At 53.0% G+C, this 20,232-nt stretch carries 21 protein-coding genes and 1 pseudogene; 13 read left to right on the top strand and 9 right to left on the bottom strand.

Features of this window, described 5'->3' with window-relative positions:
- Positions 1-131 precede the first annotated feature (131 nt).
- On the bottom strand, positions 132-551 hold the full coding sequence (locus IGQ15_RS02900; RefSeq protein WP_297048490.1) for a photosystem I reaction center subunit II PsaD: 420 nt from the start codon (positions 549-551) through the stop codon (positions 132-134).
- A 378-nt stretch (positions 552-929) separates the two neighbouring features.
- Between IGQ15_RS02900 and IGQ15_RS02895 the strand changes: the two genes are divergently transcribed.
- Complete coding sequence (locus IGQ15_RS02895) at positions 930-1,565, top strand: YqiA/YcfP family alpha/beta fold hydrolase (protein ID WP_297048488.1); 636 nt, start codon at positions 930-932, stop codon at positions 1,563-1,565.
- Here the strand turns inward: IGQ15_RS02895 and IGQ15_RS02890 are convergent.
- Complete coding sequence (locus tag IGQ15_RS02890; protein ID WP_297048486.1) at positions 1,550-2,536, bottom strand: methyltransferase domain-containing protein; 987 nt, start codon at positions 2,534-2,536, stop codon at positions 1,550-1,552. The two genes, IGQ15_RS02895 and IGQ15_RS02890, sit on opposite strands and share 16 nt — an antisense overlap.
- Before the next feature lie 237 nt (positions 2,537-2,773).
- On the opposite strand from IGQ15_RS02890, the gene ribBA reads away from it, so the two are divergent.
- On the top strand, positions 2,774-4,417 hold the full coding sequence (ribBA, locus tag IGQ15_RS02885) for a bifunctional 3,4-dihydroxy-2-butanone-4-phosphate synthase/GTP cyclohydrolase II (protein WP_297048495.1): 1,644 nt from the start codon (positions 2,774-2,776) through the stop codon (positions 4,415-4,417).
- 52 nt (positions 4,418-4,469) lie between these two features.
- Here ribBA and IGQ15_RS02880 read toward each other — a convergent pair whose 3' ends face one another.
- From IGQ15_RS02880 to IGQ15_RS02870, 3 genes are read right to left on the bottom strand one after another with little or no spacing between them, the layout of a single operon-like run.
- Positions 4,470-5,057, bottom strand: coding sequence for a 4'-phosphopantetheinyl transferase superfamily protein (locus tag IGQ15_RS02880; RefSeq protein ID WP_297048484.1), 588 nt, complete (start codon positions 5,055-5,057; stop codon positions 4,470-4,472).
- 1 nt (position 5,058) lies between these two features.
- Entirely contained in the window at positions 5,059-5,502 is a 444-nt protein-coding gene (locus tag IGQ15_RS02875; protein ID WP_297048482.1) for a hypothetical protein, read from the bottom strand.
- Between the two features lie 60 nt (positions 5,503-5,562).
- The gene (locus IGQ15_RS02870; RefSeq protein WP_297048480.1) at positions 5,563-6,597 is read right to left on the bottom strand and encodes a Gfo/Idh/MocA family oxidoreductase; all 1,035 of its coding nucleotides are present in this window, start codon (positions 6,595-6,597) and stop codon (positions 5,563-5,565) included.
- 144 nt (positions 6,598-6,741) lie between these two features.
- Between IGQ15_RS02870 and queC the strand changes: the two genes are divergently transcribed.
- The 5 genes from queC to IGQ15_RS02845 all read left to right on the top strand — a co-directional run bounded on the left by queC (position 6,742) and on the right by IGQ15_RS02845 (position 11,721).
- Positions 6,742-7,443 (top strand): 7-cyano-7-deazaguanine synthase QueC, encoded by a 702-nt coding sequence (gene queC, locus IGQ15_RS02865; RefSeq protein WP_363315766.1) that lies wholly within the window; start codon positions 6,742-6,744, stop codon positions 7,441-7,443.
- Between the two features lie 126 nt (positions 7,444-7,569).
- Entirely contained in the window at positions 7,570-9,492 is a 1,923-nt protein-coding gene (dnaK, locus tag IGQ15_RS02860) for a molecular chaperone DnaK (protein ID WP_297048477.1), read from the top strand.
- A gap of 204 nt (positions 9,493-9,696) precedes the next feature.
- Positions 9,697-9,861, top strand: a complete 165-nt coding sequence (locus tag IGQ15_RS02855) for a hypothetical protein (protein WP_011057571.1) — start codon at positions 9,697-9,699, stop codon at positions 9,859-9,861.
- A 10-nt stretch (positions 9,862-9,871) separates the two neighbouring features.
- Entirely contained in the window at positions 9,872-10,171 is a 300-nt protein-coding gene (locus IGQ15_RS02850; RefSeq protein ID WP_149819503.1) for a TMEM165/GDT1 family protein, read from the top strand.
- Between the two features lie 128 nt (positions 10,172-10,299).
- On the top strand, positions 10,300-11,721 hold the full coding sequence (locus IGQ15_RS02845; RefSeq protein WP_297048474.1) for a mechanosensitive ion channel domain-containing protein: 1,422 nt from the start codon (positions 10,300-10,302) through the stop codon (positions 11,719-11,721).
- A 5-nt stretch (positions 11,722-11,726) separates the two neighbouring features.
- Here IGQ15_RS02845 and IGQ15_RS02840 read toward each other — a convergent pair whose 3' ends face one another.
- The 4 genes and pseudogenes from IGQ15_RS02840 to IGQ15_RS02825 form a co-directional block, all read right to left on the bottom strand.
- A complete protein-coding gene (locus tag IGQ15_RS02840; RefSeq protein WP_297048471.1) occupies positions 11,727-12,101 on the bottom strand; it encodes a YraN family protein in 375 nt (124 codons plus the stop codon).
- Positions 12,102-12,106: 5 nt separating this feature from the next.
- Positions 12,107-13,387, bottom strand: a complete 1,281-nt coding sequence (locus IGQ15_RS02835) for a glutamyl-tRNA reductase (protein WP_149819508.1) — start codon at positions 13,385-13,387, stop codon at positions 12,107-12,109.
- A 166-nt stretch (positions 13,388-13,553) separates the two neighbouring features.
- Positions 13,554-13,682 (bottom strand): annotated as a pseudogene (locus tag IGQ15_RS02830) (DUF2887 domain-containing protein); the annotation flags it as partial.
- Positions 13,683-13,707: 25 nt separating this feature from the next.
- Positions 13,708-15,009, bottom strand: a complete 1,302-nt coding sequence (locus IGQ15_RS02825) for a valine--pyruvate transaminase (protein WP_297048467.1) — start codon at positions 15,007-15,009, stop codon at positions 13,708-13,710.
- A gap of 146 nt (positions 15,010-15,155) precedes the next feature.
- Between IGQ15_RS02825 and IGQ15_RS02820 the strand changes: the two genes are divergently transcribed.
- The 6 genes from IGQ15_RS02820 to rpsG all read left to right on the top strand — a co-directional run bounded on the left by IGQ15_RS02820 (position 15,156) and on the right by rpsG (position 20,165).
- A complete protein-coding gene (locus IGQ15_RS02820) occupies positions 15,156-16,442 on the top strand; it encodes an efflux RND transporter periplasmic adaptor subunit (protein ID WP_297048465.1) in 1,287 nt (428 codons plus the stop codon).
- A gap of 8 nt (positions 16,443-16,450) precedes the next feature.
- Positions 16,451-16,870, top strand: coding sequence for a VOC family protein (locus IGQ15_RS02815; protein ID WP_363315768.1), 420 nt, complete (start codon positions 16,451-16,453; stop codon positions 16,868-16,870).
- 55 nt (positions 16,871-16,925) lie between these two features.
- A complete protein-coding gene (locus tag IGQ15_RS02810; RefSeq protein ID WP_297048461.1) occupies positions 16,926-18,416 on the top strand; it encodes a leucyl aminopeptidase in 1,491 nt (496 codons plus the stop codon).
- A gap of 11 nt (positions 18,417-18,427) precedes the next feature.
- Complete coding sequence (locus tag IGQ15_RS02805) at positions 18,428-19,162, top strand: 16S rRNA (uracil(1498)-N(3))-methyltransferase (protein ID WP_297048459.1); 735 nt, start codon at positions 18,428-18,430, stop codon at positions 19,160-19,162.
- A 56-nt stretch (positions 19,163-19,218) separates the two neighbouring features.
- Entirely contained in the window at positions 19,219-19,623 is a 405-nt protein-coding gene (rpsL, locus tag IGQ15_RS02800; protein ID WP_149819523.1) for a 30S ribosomal protein S12, read from the top strand.
- 71 nt (positions 19,624-19,694) lie between these two features.
- The gene (gene rpsG / locus IGQ15_RS02795; protein ID WP_297048455.1) at positions 19,695-20,165 is read left to right on the top strand and encodes a 30S ribosomal protein S7; all 471 of its coding nucleotides are present in this window, start codon (positions 19,695-19,697) and stop codon (positions 20,163-20,165) included.
- Positions 20,166-20,232: the final 67 nt, after the last annotated feature.

Genomic DNA, 20,232 nt, shown 5'->3' with positions numbered 1-20,232 from the left:
CAAAGCTCCAGTGCACTATCGAACACCGCCGACTCATACCAATTCAAGTTGAATCATAAAGTGCTCTAATTCCGCAATACCCCCCATGGCTCATCCACAGGGGGCAACCCAAACGGCCGTTCAACACCGACCTATGGATCGTAGGGTTTCTTGCCAGTGAACTTCAGTTGAGAGGGGTTGGGATTCTGGCCAATGGAGCGAGGTACAGTGTTGACGGCTTCTCGCCCTTGGTTGACTTTTTCAGGGAAAACGCCATCCTTGGGATGGATCAATACCGTTTCGCCATCGGGGAAAATGCGATAGATTTTATAGTCGTTAATTTTGCGGGGACGCAGTTGTTGGGCAGCGAGGGCAAGGCACTGCTCCTTACGGGCAAGGTAAACGAGATTTTCACCTTCACGCATAACAGCAGCCCCAGCCGTCGGCATTTCAAAAACTTGCTCTTTGGGGCTTGTCCAAGTGATGGCGTATTTCTCTTCGGTATCCGCTGCGCTGAGGAGGCCGCCGGTGCTGCCACCATAGAGCGGAGGTTGCCCAGTGAGTGTTGTCATGCGTTCGATCCTCAATCTCTCACGTTTTTATCCTTCAGATCAGCTAGATACAACCCTTTTCTTGGATATGGGATACATAAAGGGGATGCAATCCTGTCCCATAGGGGCCTTCGCAGTTTTGAGCGTTTGCCATCCTTGGGAAAAGGGCTGTAGCCAGATTCAACGGCATCGTAGCATTGAAATCGCGGTATTGATGCGAGTTGTGAGAAACTGTAACAGTTCCTTCAAAATAAGGAATTGTTTGAGCTGTTTGATCAGCATTCTAAATTATTTTCAATGATCACCCTTGAACAACCTATAGCTAAAGGGCTAATTTGTTAAGATTATTGACAAAGTGCGACAAAAATATGTCCGCTCCTCACAAGGGATTATTGAGCAATGCAATATCTCTACCTCCATGGATTTGCCTCGTCGCCGCGATCGAATAAAGCTCAGTATTTTCGCGATCGCCTTGAGGAACTCGGTCAACCGCTACTCATTCCTGATCTCAATCAAGGGGATTTTTTCCACTTGACCCTGAGTCGCCAAATTGAACAAGTAGAAGCGCTGCTCGCTCCAGAGGAACCCGTCACATTAATTGGCTCCAGTTTTGGTGGCCTGACAGCGGCTTGGCTAGCCGAAAAACATCTCCAAGTGGTGCAACTCTTTCTCCTTGCCCCCGCCTTTGAGTTTGCGATCCAGTGGCTGCCGCGTTTAGGAGATCAATACCGTCGCTGGCAAGAAACGGGCGTTTTAGAGGTCTATCACTATAGCGCAGAACGCCTACTGCCCCTCAGCTATGGCTTTGCCAAGGATTTGCTGGCCTATGAGGATCGCCAGCTTCAGCGGCCTGTGCCCACCCTCATTTTCCATGGCCTTCAGGATGAGGTGATTCCCATCGAAGCCAGTCGTCGCTACTGTGAAGGCCGCCCTTGGGTGAGTCGGGTAGAATTGGACAGTGATCACGCCCTCAAGGATGTACAGCCGGCCATTTGGGGCATGATGTATCCGATCATCTATCAGCAGTTAACTTGAGAGCCTGAGTTAAGGGAGACCGCAGGAATTTCTGCTCGCACGGCTCGAAACATGCCAAAACGGCACAGTCCCATGCCAAAGGCAATCCGCATGAGCAGGAATGTGGGTACTTCCCGCAAAGATTTCACTAGCCCCGGTAGGCCAAAGCGAATCAGCCCCCCTGGTCGCACAATTCCCTGCCAAATCGAATCTAGCCACGAGGGGAGCGTTTCCTGTGTCCAGTCGGCAGTTATCACCTCTCCAGCCACTAAACCCGTTGCGGCAAGGGCCTCAGCAAAACCTTCAATACTGGCAAAGGCGGGGTGTGCCCATTGATCCAAGAGCTGTCGCATAATGAGCCGCTCCCAGAGGTTCAAGGGGTGCTGGCGATCGTCCCGCTGGTTCCAATCGGCAACCACAAGAATCCCCCCTGGCTTTAGGACACGGAGTAATTCCTTAGCAAACTGCTGTTTATCGGGCATGTGGGGGCCTGCCTCAATTGACCAAACCACGTCAAAGCTAGCCTCTGGAAATGACAGGGCCAGAGCGTCATCCACCTGAAACTGCACATTGAGATCCGCAGGAGTGAGTTCCTGCGCCCGCCGTACCTGTTCAGGGCTGATTGTAATTCCCGTCACGTGAAAGCCATAGTCACGCGCCAGCATACGACTGCTCCCGCCAATGCCACAGCCCACATCCAAAACGGTTGTCCCCGGCGGCAGGCGATCGAGACCTGCCCAGCGCACCATTTCATGGACAAAATCTACCTTCGCTTGGCGAAAGTCCTTGGGACGGGGGGGCGAACCATAGTGGCCAAGGTGAATATGCTCCCCCCAGTAAAATTCAAGAATGCCGTCGTTGGTCCAGTCGTCATAGGACTTGGCGACGGAGCGGGCAGACTCGTACTTGCGGGGAAACAGCAGATAAAGCGCTAACCCCACGAGGACTAGCACGCCAACAGCAATAACTAGTATGAACAATAGATGAGACATGCAGTAGATGGGCTGGTGAAACCTTTCACTATCATGACGAGGTTTTCAACATTTTCACAAGGCGCAGAACTGTAGGTGGGATTTCCTGCGAGAACACGACCCGTTCAATACTATCTTAAAAACTTAAAAAGTTGGTGCACTCCTGCCTGCCAGTGCTGCGGGCACCCAATCCTCGTGAAAAAGGCTGTAACTTAATAATAAGCCTTAAAAATTCTGGAAGGAACTGCCTTGGCGGATGTGCCTGTGTTTGACTCGATTGAATCTGCGTTGGATGCCCTGCGGCGGGGCGAAGTCATTGTGGTGGTGGATGATGAGAATCGTGAGAATGAGGGGGATCTCATTGGCGCCGCTGAGCGTGTGACCCCCGCCATGATTAACTTTATGGCAGTTCATGCCCGGGGACTGATTTGCCTTGCCATGGAGGGCGATCGCCTCGATGAATTGGCTCTGCCCTTAATGGTAACAACAAATACCGATAGCAACCAAACCGCTTTTACGGTGAGTGTTGATGCTGGTGCCCGTTGGGGGGTGACCACAGGCATTTCCGCCGAAGACCGTGCCCGCACCATTCAAGCCCTCATTGACCCGACTACCCAGCCTCAAGATTTACGTCGCCCCGGCCATGTCTTTCCCCTGCGATCGCGCCCTGGGGGAGTTCTCAAGCGAGCCGGTCATACCGAAGCCGCAGTGGATCTAACCCGGTTGGCAGGTCTCTACCCAGCGGGAGTGATCTGTGAGATTCAAAATCCCGACGGCACCATGTCGCGGCTGCCCCAACTCATTGAATATGCTCGCACCCATCAACTGAAGATTATTAGCATTGCCGACTTAATTAGCTATCGTCTCCAGCATGAGCGTTTTGTGCGCCGCGAAGCTGTGGCCAAACTACCGACGGAGTTCGGTGAATTTCAAATCTATGGCTATCGTAATTCCCTCGATCAATCGGAGCACGTCGCCATTGTTAAAGGGGATCCCGCCACATTTAGCGAGCAACCCGTGCTGGTGCGCGTTCATTCTGAATGCTTGACGGGCGATGCCTTGGGTTCACTGCGCTGCGATTGTCGGATGCAACTGCAAGCCGCTCTGAAAATGATTAACGCCGCAGGACGCGGTGTGGTGGTTTATCTGCGCCAAGAGGGTCGGGGCATTGGGCTAGTCAACAAACTGCGTGCCTACTCACTGCAAGATTTGGGGATGGACACGGTAGAGGCCAATGAGCACCTCGGCTTCCCAGCGGATTTGCGCAACTATGGCGTCGGCGCCCAAATCCTCAATGACTTGGGAGTAAAGCAAATTCGCCTGATTACCAATAATCCCCGCAAAATTGCTGGCCTTAAAGGCTATGGCCTCGAAGTGGTGGATCGGGTGCCGTTGTTGATTGAAGCGACTCCCTACAACACCCCCTACTTGACCGCCAAGGCGGAGAAACTGGGGCATCTGCTGCTGCAAACTTACCTGATCACGGTGGCCTTTCGCTGGCAGGAGTCGCAATTAGATGCGGGCGATCGCTATGAGCGGCTGGAAAAACTACGTCATCTGGCCGCAGGGGTCCATTTGCTAGTGCGCGAAGAAGCTCGGCCGGTTGCTCAGGCCATCTTTGGGCATCCTGACCTGATTGTTCACTTTGGCTTTGACCAGCCCCATGTGGCCGATCGCCACTGGTATCAGCAGCCGGAACACCCCTATGTGCTTGCGGTGCAAACTCTGCTACGGCAATTTTGCCAATGGCCAACCCTGAAGGGATTTGAGTTTCTTGTGGCCACCGGCAGCGATCCAATGCTCAGCCTACCGATGGATCTCGATCGCCAAACCTACACCCAACAGCCTCCCAGGGAGTGGCAGCCTCATCTCATCTATTCATGGTCAGCAGTAGCAGGTTAAAGCGTTGAGGAATATCTTGGAGTATTTACTTTGATCAAGTGGGAACCTTCATTTATCCCATTGATTCTGGCCGAAAAAAGAAACACTGGGGTGGCGTTGGTGTTAGTACAACAACACTGGCAATGGCGCGATCGCCGACGAGGAAACTGGCTGCCCAATGTTCTAAAGACTGAGCGGCTGTCCGCTGCCATACCCCGATCCCCTGAGCCTTGAGCCACGCTTCATAGTATGTCCAAGCCTGTACAAACGAGCGATCGCTCCCCTCTACTATTCTTTGTTGCAGAGCCGCCCCAAAAAACCGCCGACTAACGGCTGAACGCTGAGGATAGGGGCGCAAGATCTCTACATCTACCCCTACAGCCGCCCTACCACTCACGGCCAACACCGCTAAGTTGCCACTATGGCTCCAGTTAAATTCCAAAGCATCCAAATAGGGCTTGCCCCCAGCGGTACGCGGTAGAGGCTTCTCGCTCAGATTCGGCTGATAGCGTCGTAAATAGGCGCGCAGGATAACCTCCCGGGGGACATCAGGGGGAAGCGTTAACCACCAAAGATGCAGTGCATGGAAACACAAGGTGAGATTGTCGTGTGGCGCTTGCCATTGAGGGGCAACAATCGGGGGTAAGGAAGCATCCCACACATTAAAGACTGAGGCGTTTTTTTAGCGATAATAAGTGAGTCCGGGGATTAATGGGGCTGCGGGGCAGCGGTAACTCAAAATTCGGCCAGTTGGGCAGACTGGCACAGGGACAGTGTACAGGGGGCAACCCATGACAGGGTAGGGGCACAGGCATCTGGCAGCGGGCACAGGGGGTAATCTCCCAACAGTCGCTCAGTAGTTGCGTAATTGTCTCGGTCGTGTCTTCGAGAAAGCAGTCCCCTGCCTGACCAGAGATCACATAGGCCCAGCAGGCCTCAAAGGCTTGACTGTAGCGATCCCCCTGGAGGATAGGTTGCGGCAGCACAGTATGCTCTCCGCCCCAAATACAAAGCCGCTTGCCCAACTGAAACCAGTAGGCGAGATAGGACTTCACCCTTGCTTGGGCTGCCAAAAAGGCACAGCCTTCCAGATCTGTATCTGTCATTAACACAACCCTCGCTGCTGTACTTACTACCCTAGCGCAAAGAAACGAGGGTGATGCGTGCTAACGAATCAGTGCCGCCAAGGAGGCATCCAACTGGCCCCAACTGTGGCCATCAAGGGCTAACTGCTCAATAAGACTGGCCAAGCGCAACGCCTTGAGTGCCTGCTCTCCACCCACCGAGGGAGGTTGACCGCCACGGACACAGTTGACGAAGTGCTCCAACTCCGCATGGAGAGGTTCAATATTGCTCGTATAGACCTTCTCAATTAGGCCGTCTTGGCGGTAAAGGACTTGGCCATAGTCGGCACTGCACGAGGCGGTGGTTTTGCGGTGGATAAGAATCTCGTTTTTGAGGAAATCCGCCTCTGTGAGGGAGTTTTTGCAGTGGGCAGCAATGCGCCGTTGTTTGCGGTGGGTGACTTTACTGGCCGTGAGGGTGGCAATAATGCCGTTGGCAAAGCCCAAGGTGGCGGTCACGTAGTCCAGATACCCAGAATTGGCAGAGCGACTGCCTGCGGCCGTTAGGCGCACCACAGGGGAATTGGTGAGTTCCAGCAACAGGTCAATATCGTGGATCATTAAGTCGAGAACCACCGAGACATCATTGGCGCGATCGGAGTAGGGACTCATGCGATCCGCTTCAAGGGCAAGGATTTCCTCAGTGCGCAGAACCTTGCTCAGTTCTTGAAACGCCGGGTTAAATCGCTCAATATGCCCGACTTGGAGGATGCACTGGCACTCCGCTGCTGCGTTGACTAGGGATTCTGCTTCGCTAATACTGGCGGCAATGGGTTTTTCCACCAAGACATGTACCCCGTGGCGCAAGCAGGTAATGCCCACTTCATGGTGGAGACGGGTGGGCACGGCAATACACACCGCCTCAACGTGGGGCAGCAAATCCACATAGTTTTCAAAAAATTTCACCCGATATTTGCTGGCGGTATCAATGCCCCGCTCCAGATTCACATCAGAGATGCCCACAAGTTCGACATCTTTGAGTAAACTCAAAACACGGGTATGGTGCTGACCCATGTTGCCAACACCGATGACGCCAATGCGCAGTGGCTCGGGCTGGGGACGGACGGCAGAACTCATGTCTAGTTATTTCACTCCTCTACGCAACCGGGGAAGGGTTTGGTGTTGGCGATCGCCCGCCGTAAATAAAAACTCACAGAATGAACATTTTCAGAAAGATGCTACCACAGCATTGCCAAATGTAAAGTTTTTCATAGACAGGATATGATGACGACACCAAAGGCCGTCGTGTTGCTCTCAGGGGGCTTAGACTCCAGCACAGTATTATTTCGTGCCAAGGCACTGGGTTATGCTTGCTATGCCCTTTCCTTTGACTATGGGCAGCGCCATCGGCGGGAATTAGAAGCAGCGATCGCCATTGCCACCGCCGCCGGCGTGATTCAGCATCAAATGGTCTCCTTGAATTTGCAGTTGTGGGGCGGCTCCGCCTTGACCGATTTAACGCTTGACTTGCCTCGCGATCGCGATCTGGCCACCATGAGCCAAGAGATTCCCATTACCTATGTCCCCGCCCGCAATACGATTTTCTTGGGTGTCGCCCTTGCCTATGCCGAAGCTCTAGGGGCGCAAACCGTTCATATTGGCGTCAATGCCCTCGATTACTCTGGCTATCCCGACTGTCGCCCTGACTATATTGCTGTGATGCAGGAGGTCTATCGCCTTGGCACCAAGCAGGGGCGCGAAGGCCAGCCCATTGAAATTGTCACCCCCCTCATTGAACTGCACAAAAAAGACATCATTCGTCTGGGGAATGAGTACGGCGTTCCTTGGGAAAAAACATGGTCCTGTTACAGCGATGGCGAACAGGCCTGTGGTCGCTGCGATGCCTGTCGCTTGCGTTTAGCGGCCTTTGCCGAACTAGGTTTAGTGGATCCCTTGCCCTACGCGATTCACCCCCCGCTCTAGGTTCGGTAAATCCCCCTTTTGCTCATGGCAGGAGCGATCGCACTATAGATAAGGAGAGAGGGTTAAGCCCAATATGGGTGCTGTGCCCCGCATCGAAGTTAGCCTGCAAAGGGAGTTTTCGTCGCTATGGCAAAAGTTGTCGGAATTGATCTGGGGACCACCAACTCCTGTGTGGCCGTCATGGAAGGGGGCAAGCCCACGGTTATTGCCAATGCTGAAGGGTTTCGGACAACGCCCTCCGTTGTTGCCTACACCAAAAATGGCGATCGCCTCGTGGGTCAAATTGCCAAACGGCAAGCAGTGATGAACCCCGAAAATACCTTTTATTCTGTGAAGCGCTTTATTGGCCGTCGCTTTGATGAGGTGACCCACGAAGCCACCGAGGTCTCCTACAAAGTTTTGAACGTCAATGGCAACGTCAAGCTAGATTGCCCCGCCCTTGGCAAACAGTTTGCCCCCGAAGAAATTTCTGCTCAAGTCCTACGCAAACTCAAAGAAGACGCCAGCAAATACCTTGGCGAGGAAGTCACCCAAGCGGTGATTACCGTACCTGCCTATTTCAACGACTCGCAGCGCCAAGCCACCAAAGATGCTGGCAAAATTGCCGGTCTGGAAGTACTGCGGATCATCAACGAACCCACCGCCGCCTCCTTGGCCTATGGCCTAGATAAAAAAGCCAATGAAACCATCCTCGTCTTTGACCTTGGCGGTGGCACCTTTGACGTGTCCATCCTTGAAGTGGGGGATGGCGTTTTTGAAGTGCTCGCCACCTCTGGGGACACCCACTTGGGCGGTGACGACTTCGACAAGAAAATTGTGGACTACTTGGCTGAGTCCTTCCGTGCCCAAGAAGGCATTGACCTGCGCAAAGACAGACAAGCACTGCAACGGCTCACGGAAGCGGCAGAAAAAGCCAAAATCGAACTTTCCAGCGTCATGCAAACGGAAATCAACCTGCCCTTCATTACCGCAACGCAGGATGGGCCTAAGCACCTTGACATGACGCTCACCCGCGCTAAATTTGAGGAACTCTGCTCTGATCTGATTGATCGTTGTCGCGTACCCGTCGAGCAAGCCCTCAGGGATGCCAAACTCAGCAAAGATCAGATTGATGAAGTGGTACTCGTCGGCGGTTCCACCCGCATTCCTGCCATCCAAGAGCTGGTCAAACGGCTATTGGGCAAAGACCCCAACCAGAGTGTGAACCCCGATGAGGTTGTGGCTGTGGGTGCTGCTATTCAAGCTGGGGTGCTGGCAGGGGAAGTGAAAGACATTCTTCTCCTCGATGTCACACCGCTGTCCTTGGGGGTGGAAACCCTGGGTGGCGTAATGACGAAAATTATTCCCCGCAACACCACGATCCCAACCAAAAAATCCGAGGTCTTCTCCACCGCCGTTGACGGTCAAACCAATGTGGAGATCCACGTTCTGCAAGGGGAGCGGGAAATGGCCGCCGACAACAAGAGCCTCGGTACCTTCCGTTTGGATGGCATCCCCCCGGCACCACGTGGCGTGCCCCAAATCGAAGTCACGTTTGATATTGATGCCAACGGTATCCTCAACGTGACCGCTCGCGACAAAGGCACCGGCAAACAGCAGTCCATTAGCATCACGGGCGCCTCAACGCTGCCTAAGGATGAAGTGGAACGCATGGTGCGCGAAGCGGAAATGAATGCCGCTGCCGATAAAGCCAAACGCGAGAAAATTGAGACGAAGAACCAGGCGGAGCAACTCTGCTATCAAGCGGAGAAACAGTTGAGTGAGTTGGGGGATAAAGTCTCCACCAGCGATAAAGACCGTCTCACTTCCCTCATTGCCAACCTGCGCTCAGAAATCGGCACTGAAGCTGAGAAGAAACCCATTGAGTCGATTGACTTTGAACGGGTGAAATCGCTGATGCAGGATCTGCAACAAACCCTCTACAGCGTCGGCTCCAGTGTCTATCAAAGTGCTCGGTCCAGTGATGGAACTGGCTCCAGCAGCAGCGGTAGCAGTGGTAGTGGCAGTGATGACGAAGTGATTGACGCCGAGTTCTCGGAAACTAAATAGTCCCGCCCATTGGCAACTTTCTGCCAGAACAAGACTCCTCCTCCCCCTAGGTGAAAGCTTAGGGGGTTTCTCATTTTTGTGATGTGGTATGGTCACAGTTTTTCAATCACAGGCTTCTTGTGCTAGGGGAAAAATTCCGATAGAATAAGGTTTCTGTCTTTAATTTTTGTTGAGTGCTGAGACCACCCCACCATTGAGGTAAGCATGGCCAAACGCCGCAATCCTAAGAAAGAAAAAGCTCTTCGTAACCAAGCCTATGCTCGCAAGTTTCGCAAGCGTTCTTCGGGTCGCTACAGCCGCCGTCTAAATACGGAGAATCGCCCAGAAACGAAGACCACCGAGACAGTTGAGGAAATGACGGACGCCTAGAGGGCAGTCGGTGATTAAGCGTGCGTTGCCATGGCGAGAGTTCGGGGTTGCGTTTTTAACCGTTTTTTTGGCTGAATTTGCCGATAAAACTCAAATTGCTGTATTTTTCATGGCTGCCCGCGCTGCCTCCCCTTGGCTTGTGTTTTTGGGAGCAGCTTTGGCCTTAGTAACCACCAGTTTGATTGGGGTATTGATTGGTCGCTGGCTATCACAGTACCTCTCAGAACAACGATTACAAACGTTGACGGGCAGTAGTCTACTGGCGATCGCCCTTTGGCTATTGTGGGATATGCTCCACCCAAGCCTTTGATGACCAAAATGACAAATCGCCACTTAATGGCGCGAGAAAGCTCCTTGTTGACGATCGCCCCCTGCTAAAGTGAGGGGGTTAGCTTAGGCACTGTCTAAGTTTGTGAACCCCTGAGGAGACTGTGGAGAATGCCATCTCAAGTCATTGAACTGTGGTCATCGTTCATTAATATTGTCGATGCACCTTTGTTTCGCCTTGGGCGGGAAACTATTTCCCTGCGTTGGTTGTTTCAAGTGGTGCTGTTGCTCATTCTCGTGGCCATTCTAGCGCGCTTTTTCAAGGGGGTGCTGAAAAATCAACTCCTACCGCGCCTTGGCTTAGACTTAGGCAATCGCGAGGCCATTTCCACTGTGATTAGCGGTGCTGGGGGGGCACTGGGCTACATTATTGTTTTGCAAGCAGTGGGGATTAATCTCGATTCCCTAGCGGTGATTATTGGTGGCTTGGGGGTGGGGATTGGTTTTGGTTTGCAGGATGTCACCCGCAATCTCATCAGTGGCCTGACGCTCCTAATTGAGCGCAAAGTGCGTGTCGGCGACTTTGTGGAAATTGAAAACATCAGTGGCTACGTGCAGGAAGTCTCAATGCGGGCCACGGTGATTCAAACTTTTAACGGTTCAAATGTGGTAGTACCTAATACCTACCTTGCCGATAGTCCAGTGCTGAATTGGTACTATGAAACCCATCGCGGTCGTATTGATATTCCCATTGGAGTGGCCTATGGGACAGATCCAGTTTTGGTGACGGAAGTCTTGCTCAATATTGCGCATTCTGAACCAGATGTCCTCAGGGAGCCAGCCCCTCGAGTGATTTTCCGTGAATTTGGGGATTCTGCCCTTAAGTTTGAACTTTGGGTATGGACAGATGCCATTGAGCGGCGAGTGTTCATCAAGAGCAGTCTCAATTTCAAGATTGATTATTACTTTCGGCAGCACAATATCTCGATTCCTTTCCCGCAACGGGACATCTGGATCCGCACTGCGCCAGCGCTCTCTCCCCTCAGTGAGGAAACCCTAGGGATGCCCTTGGCACCGGCAACGCCCTCCTTAAAGTCACTGCTTCAGCAGGTGAGCTATTTTCAGTGTATGAATGATTTGCAATTACGCTTTCTTATCGAATCGGGCTACCGCAAGCACTTGACAGCGAAGGAAATTTTGTTCCGTGCTCAGGAGGCAATCAGTAACTTCTACATTGTATTGCAGGGGCAAATGGCGGCGGTCTATGAGGAGAATGGTGAACTCAAGCCAATGATGACGTTTAATCCGGGGGAGCACTTTGGTGAACTACCGCTGATGCTGGGGGTGGCCTGCCCAGCAACGATGATGGCAATGACGGATACGGTCTTGTTTGTCCTACCACGGGAGAGATTTGAGCAGTTGCTAAAAGAACACCCTTCCCTTGCTGATGATATTGCGGTGGCGATCGCCCGCCGTCAGGATGTGCTGGCGCAACATCAACAGGAGCTGCAGCAACTGAGTCGCCAAGAGTCGGATCAAAGTCGGCCGATTAACTGGATTCGCGATCGCCTGCAAAAACTCCTGAGTTGGTAAAGTGTTCAATCAGTGGCGTCGAGTGTAAATGCGTGCTCTAAGTATTGATGCAGCCGACAGGTACCTGCTTGGTATCGCACCAAGGCCACATCAAAGCGACAGGGATGATCCTGCCACTGGGGCTGACGTTCTAGGAAGGCTTGGGCTGCCAAAATGAGTTTGCGTTGCTTGCTGGGGGAAATCGCGCCGAGGCCATCATCATCCCAGTTGTGGGGACAGCGGGTTTTCACTTCGACAAAAAGCACCACTCCCCGCGGATCACAGGCAACAATATCCAGCTCACCCCAAGGGCAGGACCAGTTCTGAGCCAAAATTTGACACTGCTGGGTTTGTAGCCACGCGACAACTACCGCTTCCCCGCGATCGCCCACGTGGCGCATAGGCGCTAGGCTTCAATGGGTTCGAGATTAAACAAGTCTTGGAGGGTCTGCATGGCGCGTTGACGACTTTCTAAATCCCGCTGTGATTGCAGTTGCACGGTTGGATCATGGAGAATCTTGTTAATAATCGTGCGCGTCATTGCTTCAATGACCCCTTGGTGCTTATCACCAAACTCACTGCCTAGGCGGGAGAGAGCTTTTTCCAGCTCTTGGGTACGGATCGCTTCCATTTTTTGGCGCAGACTGCGGATGGTTGGAATCGTTTCTAGGGCGTGCCACCAAGCCAAAAAGGTCTCTAATTCTTCCTCAAGGATACCCTCAGCTTCTTGAGCCAGTTGGCGTCGCGCCTCTTGGTTTTGGGCGACAACTGCTTCGAGATCATCCACATTAAACAGTTGTACGGAGGCCAATTCCGTCACATTCGCATGGACATTGCGAGGCACGGAAATATCAATGATTGATAGGGGGCGATCGCCGGTGAGCACCGACCCTAAATTCTCCCGATCCAAGAGGGGTTGTGTCGCTGCTGTGCCGGTAAAGACCAAATCCATTGCTGCAACAATCGGCAGTAGATCCGTCATCGTAAAGAGTTCAAAGCGTACTTCGGGAAACTGCTGCGCCAGTTCCTGTGCCCGTTCTAAGGAGCGGTTGATAATGCTCATCTCCTTCACCCCGCGGGCAATCAGGTGTTGCACCACCAAGCGGGACATTTTTCCCGCACCGACAATGGCAATGCGGCAGTTCTGGAGATTTTGCAGCCGCAGGTCGGCGAGTTCCACCGCCGCTGAGCTAATGGAGACCGCTCCTGTCCCAATACTCGTTTCTGTGCGTACCCGTTTACCGGCAGCGATCGCCCCCGTAAAGAGGCGATTGAGAATGGAACCAATGGACTTGTACTGCTGTCCCAACTGATGACAGCGTTTCACTTGGGAGAGAATTTGCCCCTCGCCAATCACCAAGCTATCCAGACCCGAGGCCACCCGCATGAGGTGCATCACCGCATCCTGATGTAGCAGGATAAAGAGGTAGGGACGCAGTTGGGGCAGGGGAATATGACTCCATTCACTGAGAAACTGATGCACTTCCCGCACGCCCACCTCAGTGTCACTGGTAACAATGTAAATTTCTAAGCGGTTACAGGTGCTAAGGATGGTCGCTTCCTGAATATGGGCGTAGCCGCACAGATGTTGCAGTGCCCGCTCCCGCACATCCTCTGGCACACTCAATTTTTCGCGCACATCCACAGGGGCGGTTTTGTGACTCAAGCCAATGACAGCAATATTCATAGGAATCGGTTGACGTTCGGCTGCAACTCCATCAATTGTTGTATCAGGATTCTTGAGCTTCCTTCACGCTTGTTTGCAAGTCTTTACTAAAGGAGGATTCTCGAGATTCCTGAGCCAACTCCTCAGGTCTTCAAGGGTCGCAGGAGTGCCGCCGCCAAAGTCTCAAGACGCCATCAATGCGAAAGGCGGTTTGTTTGAGGTCCACAGAGTCAAAGCGGTAACCCATGGGATAGTCTATTCCCAATAGGTCAAAGAGCGCTTCGGGTAACTGCGCAAACAGGGAGTCACGACGCATTGAAAAAGGGGAGACCGGTTAGCACCTAAGCAAGGACATCTGAATAGGAGCGGCTAGGGGATTCTTGATAGACCTGTGTAATAGTGGCAGCCAGTCGTTGCATACCAAGGGCAATTTCCTCATCACTGGCAGTGAGGCTAATACGCAGGCACTCCTGTTTGTGGCGCCACGGCTCGGTCAAGCCGGGGAAAAAGGAACTGCCGGGAACCACAATCACCCCTGCTCGCTTCAGGTGTTGATATAATTCCCAGTCTGTCATGGGTAAGTCCCGTAGCCACAGCCACGCGAAAATCGCCCCCTCACCGCGATGCAAAAACCAAGGAAGGTCATTGGGCAAAGCAGTTCGCAAGGTTTCTTCGAGAACTGTAAACTTGCGCTGATAGAAGGGACGAATGACATTGACGGATACTTCGGCTAGGGCACCATTGGCAATGGCTAATGCCGCGATCGCCTGACCGTAGCGGGAGGCATGAATACAGGCATTGGTTTGAAAGGCTTCGAGAACACTCAAGATCTCGCGATCGCCAATGGCAATCCCCACCCGTTCCCCTGGTAGTCCTGCCTTTGAGAGGCTGAGGCAGTGGACAATATTGCCGCCAAAAACGGGTGCGAGTTCCGTAAAGTTCAAACTGGGATAGGGTGGCCCATAGGCAGCATCAATCAAAACTGGAACGCCATAGGGGACAGCGAGATCAGCAATTTGCCGCACCTCAACATCCGTGAGCACATTCCCCGTCGGATTGCAGGGGCGGGAGAAGATGACGCATCCAGTCGTCTCATCAATGTGGAGTTGTTGAAAGTCGGGACGATACTTAAAGGTGTGATCCGCTTCAAACATCTCAAGGCGCGGACGATAGGCAACAACGGTACCAGGGGTGAGGCTGACGCCACCGTAGCCGGTATATTCTGGACTCAAGGGGAGAACAACTTTCTTTAATTCACCGTTGGCGCTAAAGCCCCCAAAAGCATTGGCGGCAAAGAAGTAGATGGCCTGACTGCCGGGGGTGACCAGGACATTGCGCTCCGTCAGGTTCAAACCATAGCGGCGATTAAAATCATCGACAACAGCAGCAATTAGCGGTTCATACCCTTGGCTTGTGCCGTAGCGGCAGACCACTTGGCCAAATTCTGGGCTGGCCATTAGCTCCTGGGTACAGTCGCGCCACAGTTGCTCCACCTCAGGAAGAATGAGAGGATTACCTGCACTCAGGTTAATCAGGTCTTGACCGCGATTCAGGCGCAACGTCTCGATAATATCCTTCATGATTGCCCGAACTCCCGTCAGTTGGGACATTTGCTGGCCAATCTGGGAGAGTGCAGGATTCATAGGCAAAGGACATAGACAGTATTGGTTAGGATAGCATCTGCTCTTCGATTGAGGGAGAGATGGAACCCATAGACACCGCCAATAGAGTCACTCGACTGAGCAACTGTAACATAACGTTAAAATAGGGCAAGAACTCTAAAGCATTCATGGCAGCGTTTATCCCTTTTGTCGGTAAGTTTCATTCCCCTTGGCGATCGCTCGTGATTGGGGTGATTGCTACCGGTGTGATTGGCAGCGGTGGACTGTTGTGGTGGCGATCGCGGCAAACGCCCCTTGATTTGGATCGCTACACCGTACCGGTTCAAGACAGTCGCGATTTGGTGGCTCGGATTGCTGCCACGGGCAAAGTGGTACCGGTACAAACTGTCAATGTCAGTCCGAAACGGGCAGGTCTTCTCGCCGAACTCTACGTTGAGCAGGGAGATCAGGTCAAGGCCGGTCAAATCATCGCCCGTATGGACAACCGCGATGAGCAGGCGCAACTCGCCCAAGCCCAAGCCAATCTAGCCGAGGCCATTGCCCGTCGCGATCGCGTGGTTGCCGGCAACCGTGCTGAGGAAATTGCCCAAGCCGAAGCCCAAGTGCGAGCAGCTGCCACTCGTGCTCAATTGGCAGAAGAGCGCCTGAAACGCAACGAATTGCTCGCCGCTGAGGGTGCGATTCCCCGCGATACCCTTGATGAACTAAAAGCAAATCGGGATAGCGCGATCGCCAACCTGAATGAAGCTCAAAAGCGCCTGCAACTATTACAGCGTGGCTCCCGCAGTGAAGAAATCCGCCAAGCAGAAGCAACCGTCGCCGCTGCCCAAGCCCAAGTCCAAGCTGCCCGTGCTGCCCTCGAAGATACAGTGATTCGCGCTCCTTTTACGGGGATTATTACCCAGAAGTACGCCAATCCGGGAGCCTTTGTGACACCGACCACCACCGCCTCTGCAACGACCTCTGCCACTTCCACCTCAATTGTGGCGATCGCTGAGGGCTTAGAAATTCTTGCCGAAGTCCCAGAAGTGGATATTGGCCAAGTGCTCGTGGGGCAACCCGTTGAAATCCGTGCCGATGCCTATCCAGGGGAAACCTTTGAAGGACGAGTGCGCTTAGTGGCACCCGAAGCGGTTGTCGAACAAAATGTCACCTTCTTTCAGGTGCGGGTTTCCTTAGTAACAGGGCTAGAGAAACTACGTTCTGGGATGAATGTAGATTTAGATTTTCTGGGACAAAAAATTCACAATGCCCTCTTGGTGCCGACGGTGGCCATTGCCGTTGAACGCGGTCAAACGGGTGTTTATGTTGTGGGTGAAGACAATCGCCCCAAATTTCGCCCTGTCACCATTGGCAGTAGTTGGCAAGATCAAACCCAAATTATCAGCGGTGTTAGTGTCGGTGAGCGCGTCTTTATTGACTTTCCTGAGCGGCTGCGGCCAAAACAAGAGTAGTTATGGGCTTGCATCACGTTTCCATCCGCACAGCCAATATTCAGCGGGCGATCGCCTTCTATGAAGGCCTAGGCTTTACAATGGAGGTCCGCTTTACCACGGGTTATACCCTCGCCTGTTGGCTCAAGGGCTGGCACACCCGCCTCGAACTTCTGCAAGTCCCTGACCCCCAGCCGGCTGCCGATCCTTTTCACGATGAGCACTACGTCGGCTACTACCATCTTTCCTTTGATCTCAGTGACCATCCCGACCCCCTCGAAACATGGCTCAATCAAGTAGCGCAAACGTTGAAGGCACAGGGTTTACCCTTTGAGCTATTGCTGAAGCCCACCCAGCAAGTGATTGGGTCGCACCTCTATCACGTCGCCTTTATACGTGACTGCGATGGCTTGCCCCTTGAATTTTTGCAGTGTCTGGGTTCCTGCTGAGGCCTAAACGCCGATAAAATAAGAGGGTTGAGAGATTTTTGGGTCGTAGAGAGGCATGCAACTGCAAACAGTTACTACAACCATTCCCGACTGGTCGGGGGACTTACTGGCGATCGCCGTCTTTCAAACGGAAGGCACCCTCACCCTCACCGACCCCTACACGACCCTTGACCAACACCTCAACGGCCTATTGCAGGAACTGATCAACGAAGGGGAATTTCAAGGCAAGTCCGGTACCTCCCTCCTGATGCGCCTATTGCCCAACTTCCCCATTAAAAAGCTTCTCCTTGTGGGCTTAGGCAATCGCGATGACTTTAACCTAGAGACCCTGCGCCGCACTGCCGCAACCATTGCCCGTATGGCTCGCCGTGAACGCGCAAAAACACTAGGCATGGCACTGCCCCATGAGACTTTAGAGGCAGCGGATGCTGCCCAAGCCATTGCCGAAGGGGTTCTCCTTGCCCTCCACAGTGATGTGCGTTTTAAGTCGGATCCCGAAGCTCGTCAACTCCTGCCCTATCCAGAATCCGTCAGCCTGTTGGGTTTAGGGGAGCAAACAGCGGCCTTGACCCGTGCCCAGCAGATTTGCGATGGGGTGATTTTGGCGCGCGAACTGGTGAATGCCCCGGCCAATCAAGTGACGCCTGTCACCCTTGCGGAAACGGCTCAGCAATTGGCGGCTACCTACGGCTTAACGGCAAAAATTTTGGAGCGCGATGAGTGTGCCGCCTTGGGTATGGGTGCCTTTTTGGGGGTGGCTCAGGCGTCTGATCTACCGCCGAAATTTATTCACCTTACGTACACTCCCCCTGGAAACGTACAGAAGAAAATTGCCCTCGTTGGCAAGGGGTTAACGTTTGATTCGGGTGGTCTCAACCTCAAGACCCAAGGGGGGATTGAAACGATGAAAATGGACATGGGGGGAGCCGCAGCCGTTTTGGGAACGGCCAAGGTCATTGGTCAACTCAAACCCGCTGGCATTGAAGTTCACTTTATCATTGCTGCCACCGAAAACATGATCAGTGGCCATGCCATGCATCCGGGGGATATTCTCACCGCCTCCAACGGTAAAACCATTGAGGTCAATAACACTGATGCGGAGGGTCGCCTCACCCTTGCTGATGCCCTGGTCTATGCTGAAAAACTGGGCGTCGATGCCATTGTGGATTTGGCCACGCTGACCGGAGCCTGTATTGTGGCCTTGGGAGATAACATTGCCGGTCTTTGGAGCAACAATTCAGAATTGGCGCAAGCCCTGCAACAGGCCAGCGATCGCTCCGGTGAAAAATTCTGGCAAATGCCCCTTGAAAATAAATACTTTGAGGGTATGAAGTCCCAAGTGGCCGATATGAAAAACACGGGTCCGCGATCGGCCGGATCAATCACCGCCGCCCTATTCCTTCAGCAATTTGTCGATCACACCCCTTGGGCACACCTTGACATTGCTGGCCCTGTCTGGACGGAAAAAGAAGATGGCTACAATAATCCCTGTGGGACGGGCTATCCCGTGCGCACCTTGGTGGAGTGGTTATGCAGTCTCAGTTAGATAGAAACTGAATGCGATCGCCCCAGCGGTTAGTCGTCTCACCCTCACAAATTCAAGACCGACAGGTGTGGCTCACCCCTGAGCAAGTCCACTATCTCTGTCATGTCCTGCGCTTAAAAGATAACGATATCATCTCGATCTTGGATGGCCAAGGCCAGCGATGGCGAGGCACACTTGGTGTGAATGGGCAGACTGTCGAATTATTGGAAGCTGAAAAGCAAGAGACGGAGCTAAGTGTAGAAATTATTCTCTGTCTGGCTCTACTCAAGGCAGCGAACTTTGAGCAAGTGTTGCAACAGGCAACGGAATTGGGGGTCAAGCGTATCATTCCTATTCAAACAGCGCGATCACTCCTGCAACCCAGTACCAATAAATACCAGCGCTGGCAGCGCATTCTCCAAGAGGCCGCCGAACAAAGTGAGCGTCTTTACGTCCCTACCCTCAGTGATCCCCTCTCGGTTGCCGAAATGGTCAGCCTCACCCCCAAGGGCTACATTGCCAGTTTGAATGCCTCACAACTCCTGTGGGACTGCTTGCCCCAGATGGATTTATCGCAGCCCATTTATCTAGCGATCGGGCCAGAAGGGGGATGGACAGCCTCGGAGCTAGAGCAGGTCTTAGCCACTGGTTGGCAAGCATTTTCCTTGGGACAGCGTACCCTGAGAGCTGTCACCGCCGCGATCGCAAGCCTGACCTTAGTGAGCCATTACACTGAGAGGCACTGCGCAACAGCACAACAGCATTGACAACGCGACGGCTACCTCGATACACTAGAAGTTCGGTGAAATTAACGTAAGCAGCAATGCCCACCATCCAGCAACTGATCCGCCAAGAGCGGGAACTGTTGAAAAAGAAAACAAAATCTCCTGCCCTCAAAAGCTGCCCCCAACGGCGTGGGGTGTGCACACGGGTCTATACCACAACCCCCAAAAAGCCCAATTCAGCCCTGCGGAAAGTGGCACGGGTACGTCTCACCTCTGGCTTTGAGGTCACCGCCTATATTCCGGGAATTGGCCACAATTTGCAGGAGCACTCCGTGGTGATGATTCGCGGCGGTCGGGTTAAAGATTTGCCCGGTGTGCGCTACCACATTATCCGTGGCACGCTGGATACCGCTGGTGTCAAAGACCGTAAGCAAGGTCGCTCCAAATACGGTGCAAAGCGTCCCAAACCCGGTGAGGCTGCTGCTACCGGCAAGAAAAAATGATTTCCGTTCTCTTATCTCCTTGAGTCCACCCTTGAAAGCTTAAACTTCACTAGAGCAAACAGCAAACACCTATGTCTCGTCGCACTCGCGCTCAAAAACGGCCTACTGCCCCTGATCCGGTCTATAACAACGTGCTGGTGAATATGTTGATCCAGCGGGTTATGCTCAATGGCAAAAAATCCCTTGCCAGCCGCATTGTCTATGATGCGATGAAAACCGTACAGGAGCGCACCGGCGAAGATGCTCTGCAGATTTTTGAGCGTGCAGTGAAAAATGCAACGCCCCTAGTGGAAGTGAAAGCCCGCCGTGTGGGGGGTGCCACCTACCAAGTGCCCATGGAAGTCCGTCCCGATCGCGGAGTCGCCTTGGCTTTGCGCTGGTTAGTGCAATTTTCCCGCAAACGAGCCGGTCGTTCGATGTCAGCCAAGCTGGCCAATGAATTAATGGATGCCGCCAACGAAACCGGGAGCACCATCCGTAAACGGGAAGAAACCCACAAAATGGCAGAGGCCAACAAAGCCTTTGCCCACTATCGCTACTAAACCGTCACACGGTTCAAGAGTTGGATACAATTATTTAAGAATTCTAACGTAATGCAACAAACAAGGA

Source organism: Thermosynechococcus sp. M98_K2018_005 (genome assembly GCF_015295825.1).
Taxonomy (GTDB): domain Bacteria; phylum Cyanobacteriota; class Cyanobacteriia; order Thermosynechococcales; family Thermosynechococcaceae; genus Thermosynechococcus.
Note: the sequence above shows the minus strand (reverse complement) of the source record. Positions and strands in the feature narration are given on the sequence as shown.

Bases quoted from the DNA above. Each gene is read 5' to 3' on its own strand.
- IGQ15_RS02820 (WP_297048465.1), top strand. From the start codon at position 15,156: ATGGCAGCGTTTATCCCTTTTGTCGGTAAGTTTCATTCCCCTTGGCGA.
- IGQ15_RS02840 (WP_297048471.1), bottom strand. From the start codon at position 12,101: ATGCGCCACGTGGGCGATCGCGGGGAAGCGGTAGTTGTCGCGTGGCTA.
- IGQ15_RS02900 (WP_297048490.1), bottom strand. From the start codon at position 551: ATGACAACACTCACTGGGCAACCTCCGCTCTATGGTGGCAGCACCGGC.
- IGQ15_RS02805 (WP_297048459.1), top strand. From the start codon at position 18,428: ATGCGATCGCCCCAGCGGTTAGTCGTCTCACCCTCACAAATTCAAGAC.
- IGQ15_RS02895 (WP_297048488.1), top strand. From the start codon at position 930: ATGCAATATCTCTACCTCCATGGATTTGCCTCGTCGCCGCGATCGAAT.
- rpsG (WP_297048455.1), top strand. From the start codon at position 19,695: ATGTCTCGTCGCACTCGCGCTCAAAAACGGCCTACTGCCCCTGATCCG.
- IGQ15_RS02875 (WP_297048482.1), bottom strand. From the start codon at position 5,502: ATGACAGATACAGATCTGGAAGGCTGTGCCTTTTTGGCAGCCCAAGCA.
- IGQ15_RS02890 (WP_297048486.1), bottom strand. From the start codon at position 2,536: ATGTCTCATCTATTGTTCATACTAGTTATTGCTGTTGGCGTGCTAGTC.
- IGQ15_RS02825 (WP_297048467.1), bottom strand. From the start codon at position 15,009: ATGAATCCTGCACTCTCCCAGATTGGCCAGCAAATGTCCCAACTGACG.
- queC (WP_363315766.1), top strand. From the start codon at position 6,742: ATGATGACGACACCAAAGGCCGTCGTGTTGCTCTCAGGGGGCTTAGAC.
- IGQ15_RS02835 (WP_149819508.1), bottom strand. From the start codon at position 13,387: ATGAATATTGCTGTCATTGGCTTGAGTCACAAAACCGCCCCTGTGGAT.
- dnaK (WP_297048477.1), top strand. From the start codon at position 7,570: ATGGCAAAAGTTGTCGGAATTGATCTGGGGACCACCAACTCCTGTGTG.
- IGQ15_RS02870 (WP_297048480.1), bottom strand. From the start codon at position 6,597: ATGAGTTCTGCCGTCCGTCCCCAGCCCGAGCCACTGCGCATTGGCGTC.
- IGQ15_RS02810 (WP_297048461.1), top strand. From the start codon at position 16,926: ATGCAACTGCAAACAGTTACTACAACCATTCCCGACTGGTCGGGGGAC.
- IGQ15_RS02855 (WP_011057571.1), top strand. From the start codon at position 9,697: ATGGCCAAACGCCGCAATCCTAAGAAAGAAAAAGCTCTTCGTAACCAA.
- rpsL (WP_149819523.1), top strand. From the start codon at position 19,219: ATGCCCACCATCCAGCAACTGATCCGCCAAGAGCGGGAACTGTTGAAA.
- IGQ15_RS02845 (WP_297048474.1), top strand. From the start codon at position 10,300: ATGCCATCTCAAGTCATTGAACTGTGGTCATCGTTCATTAATATTGTC.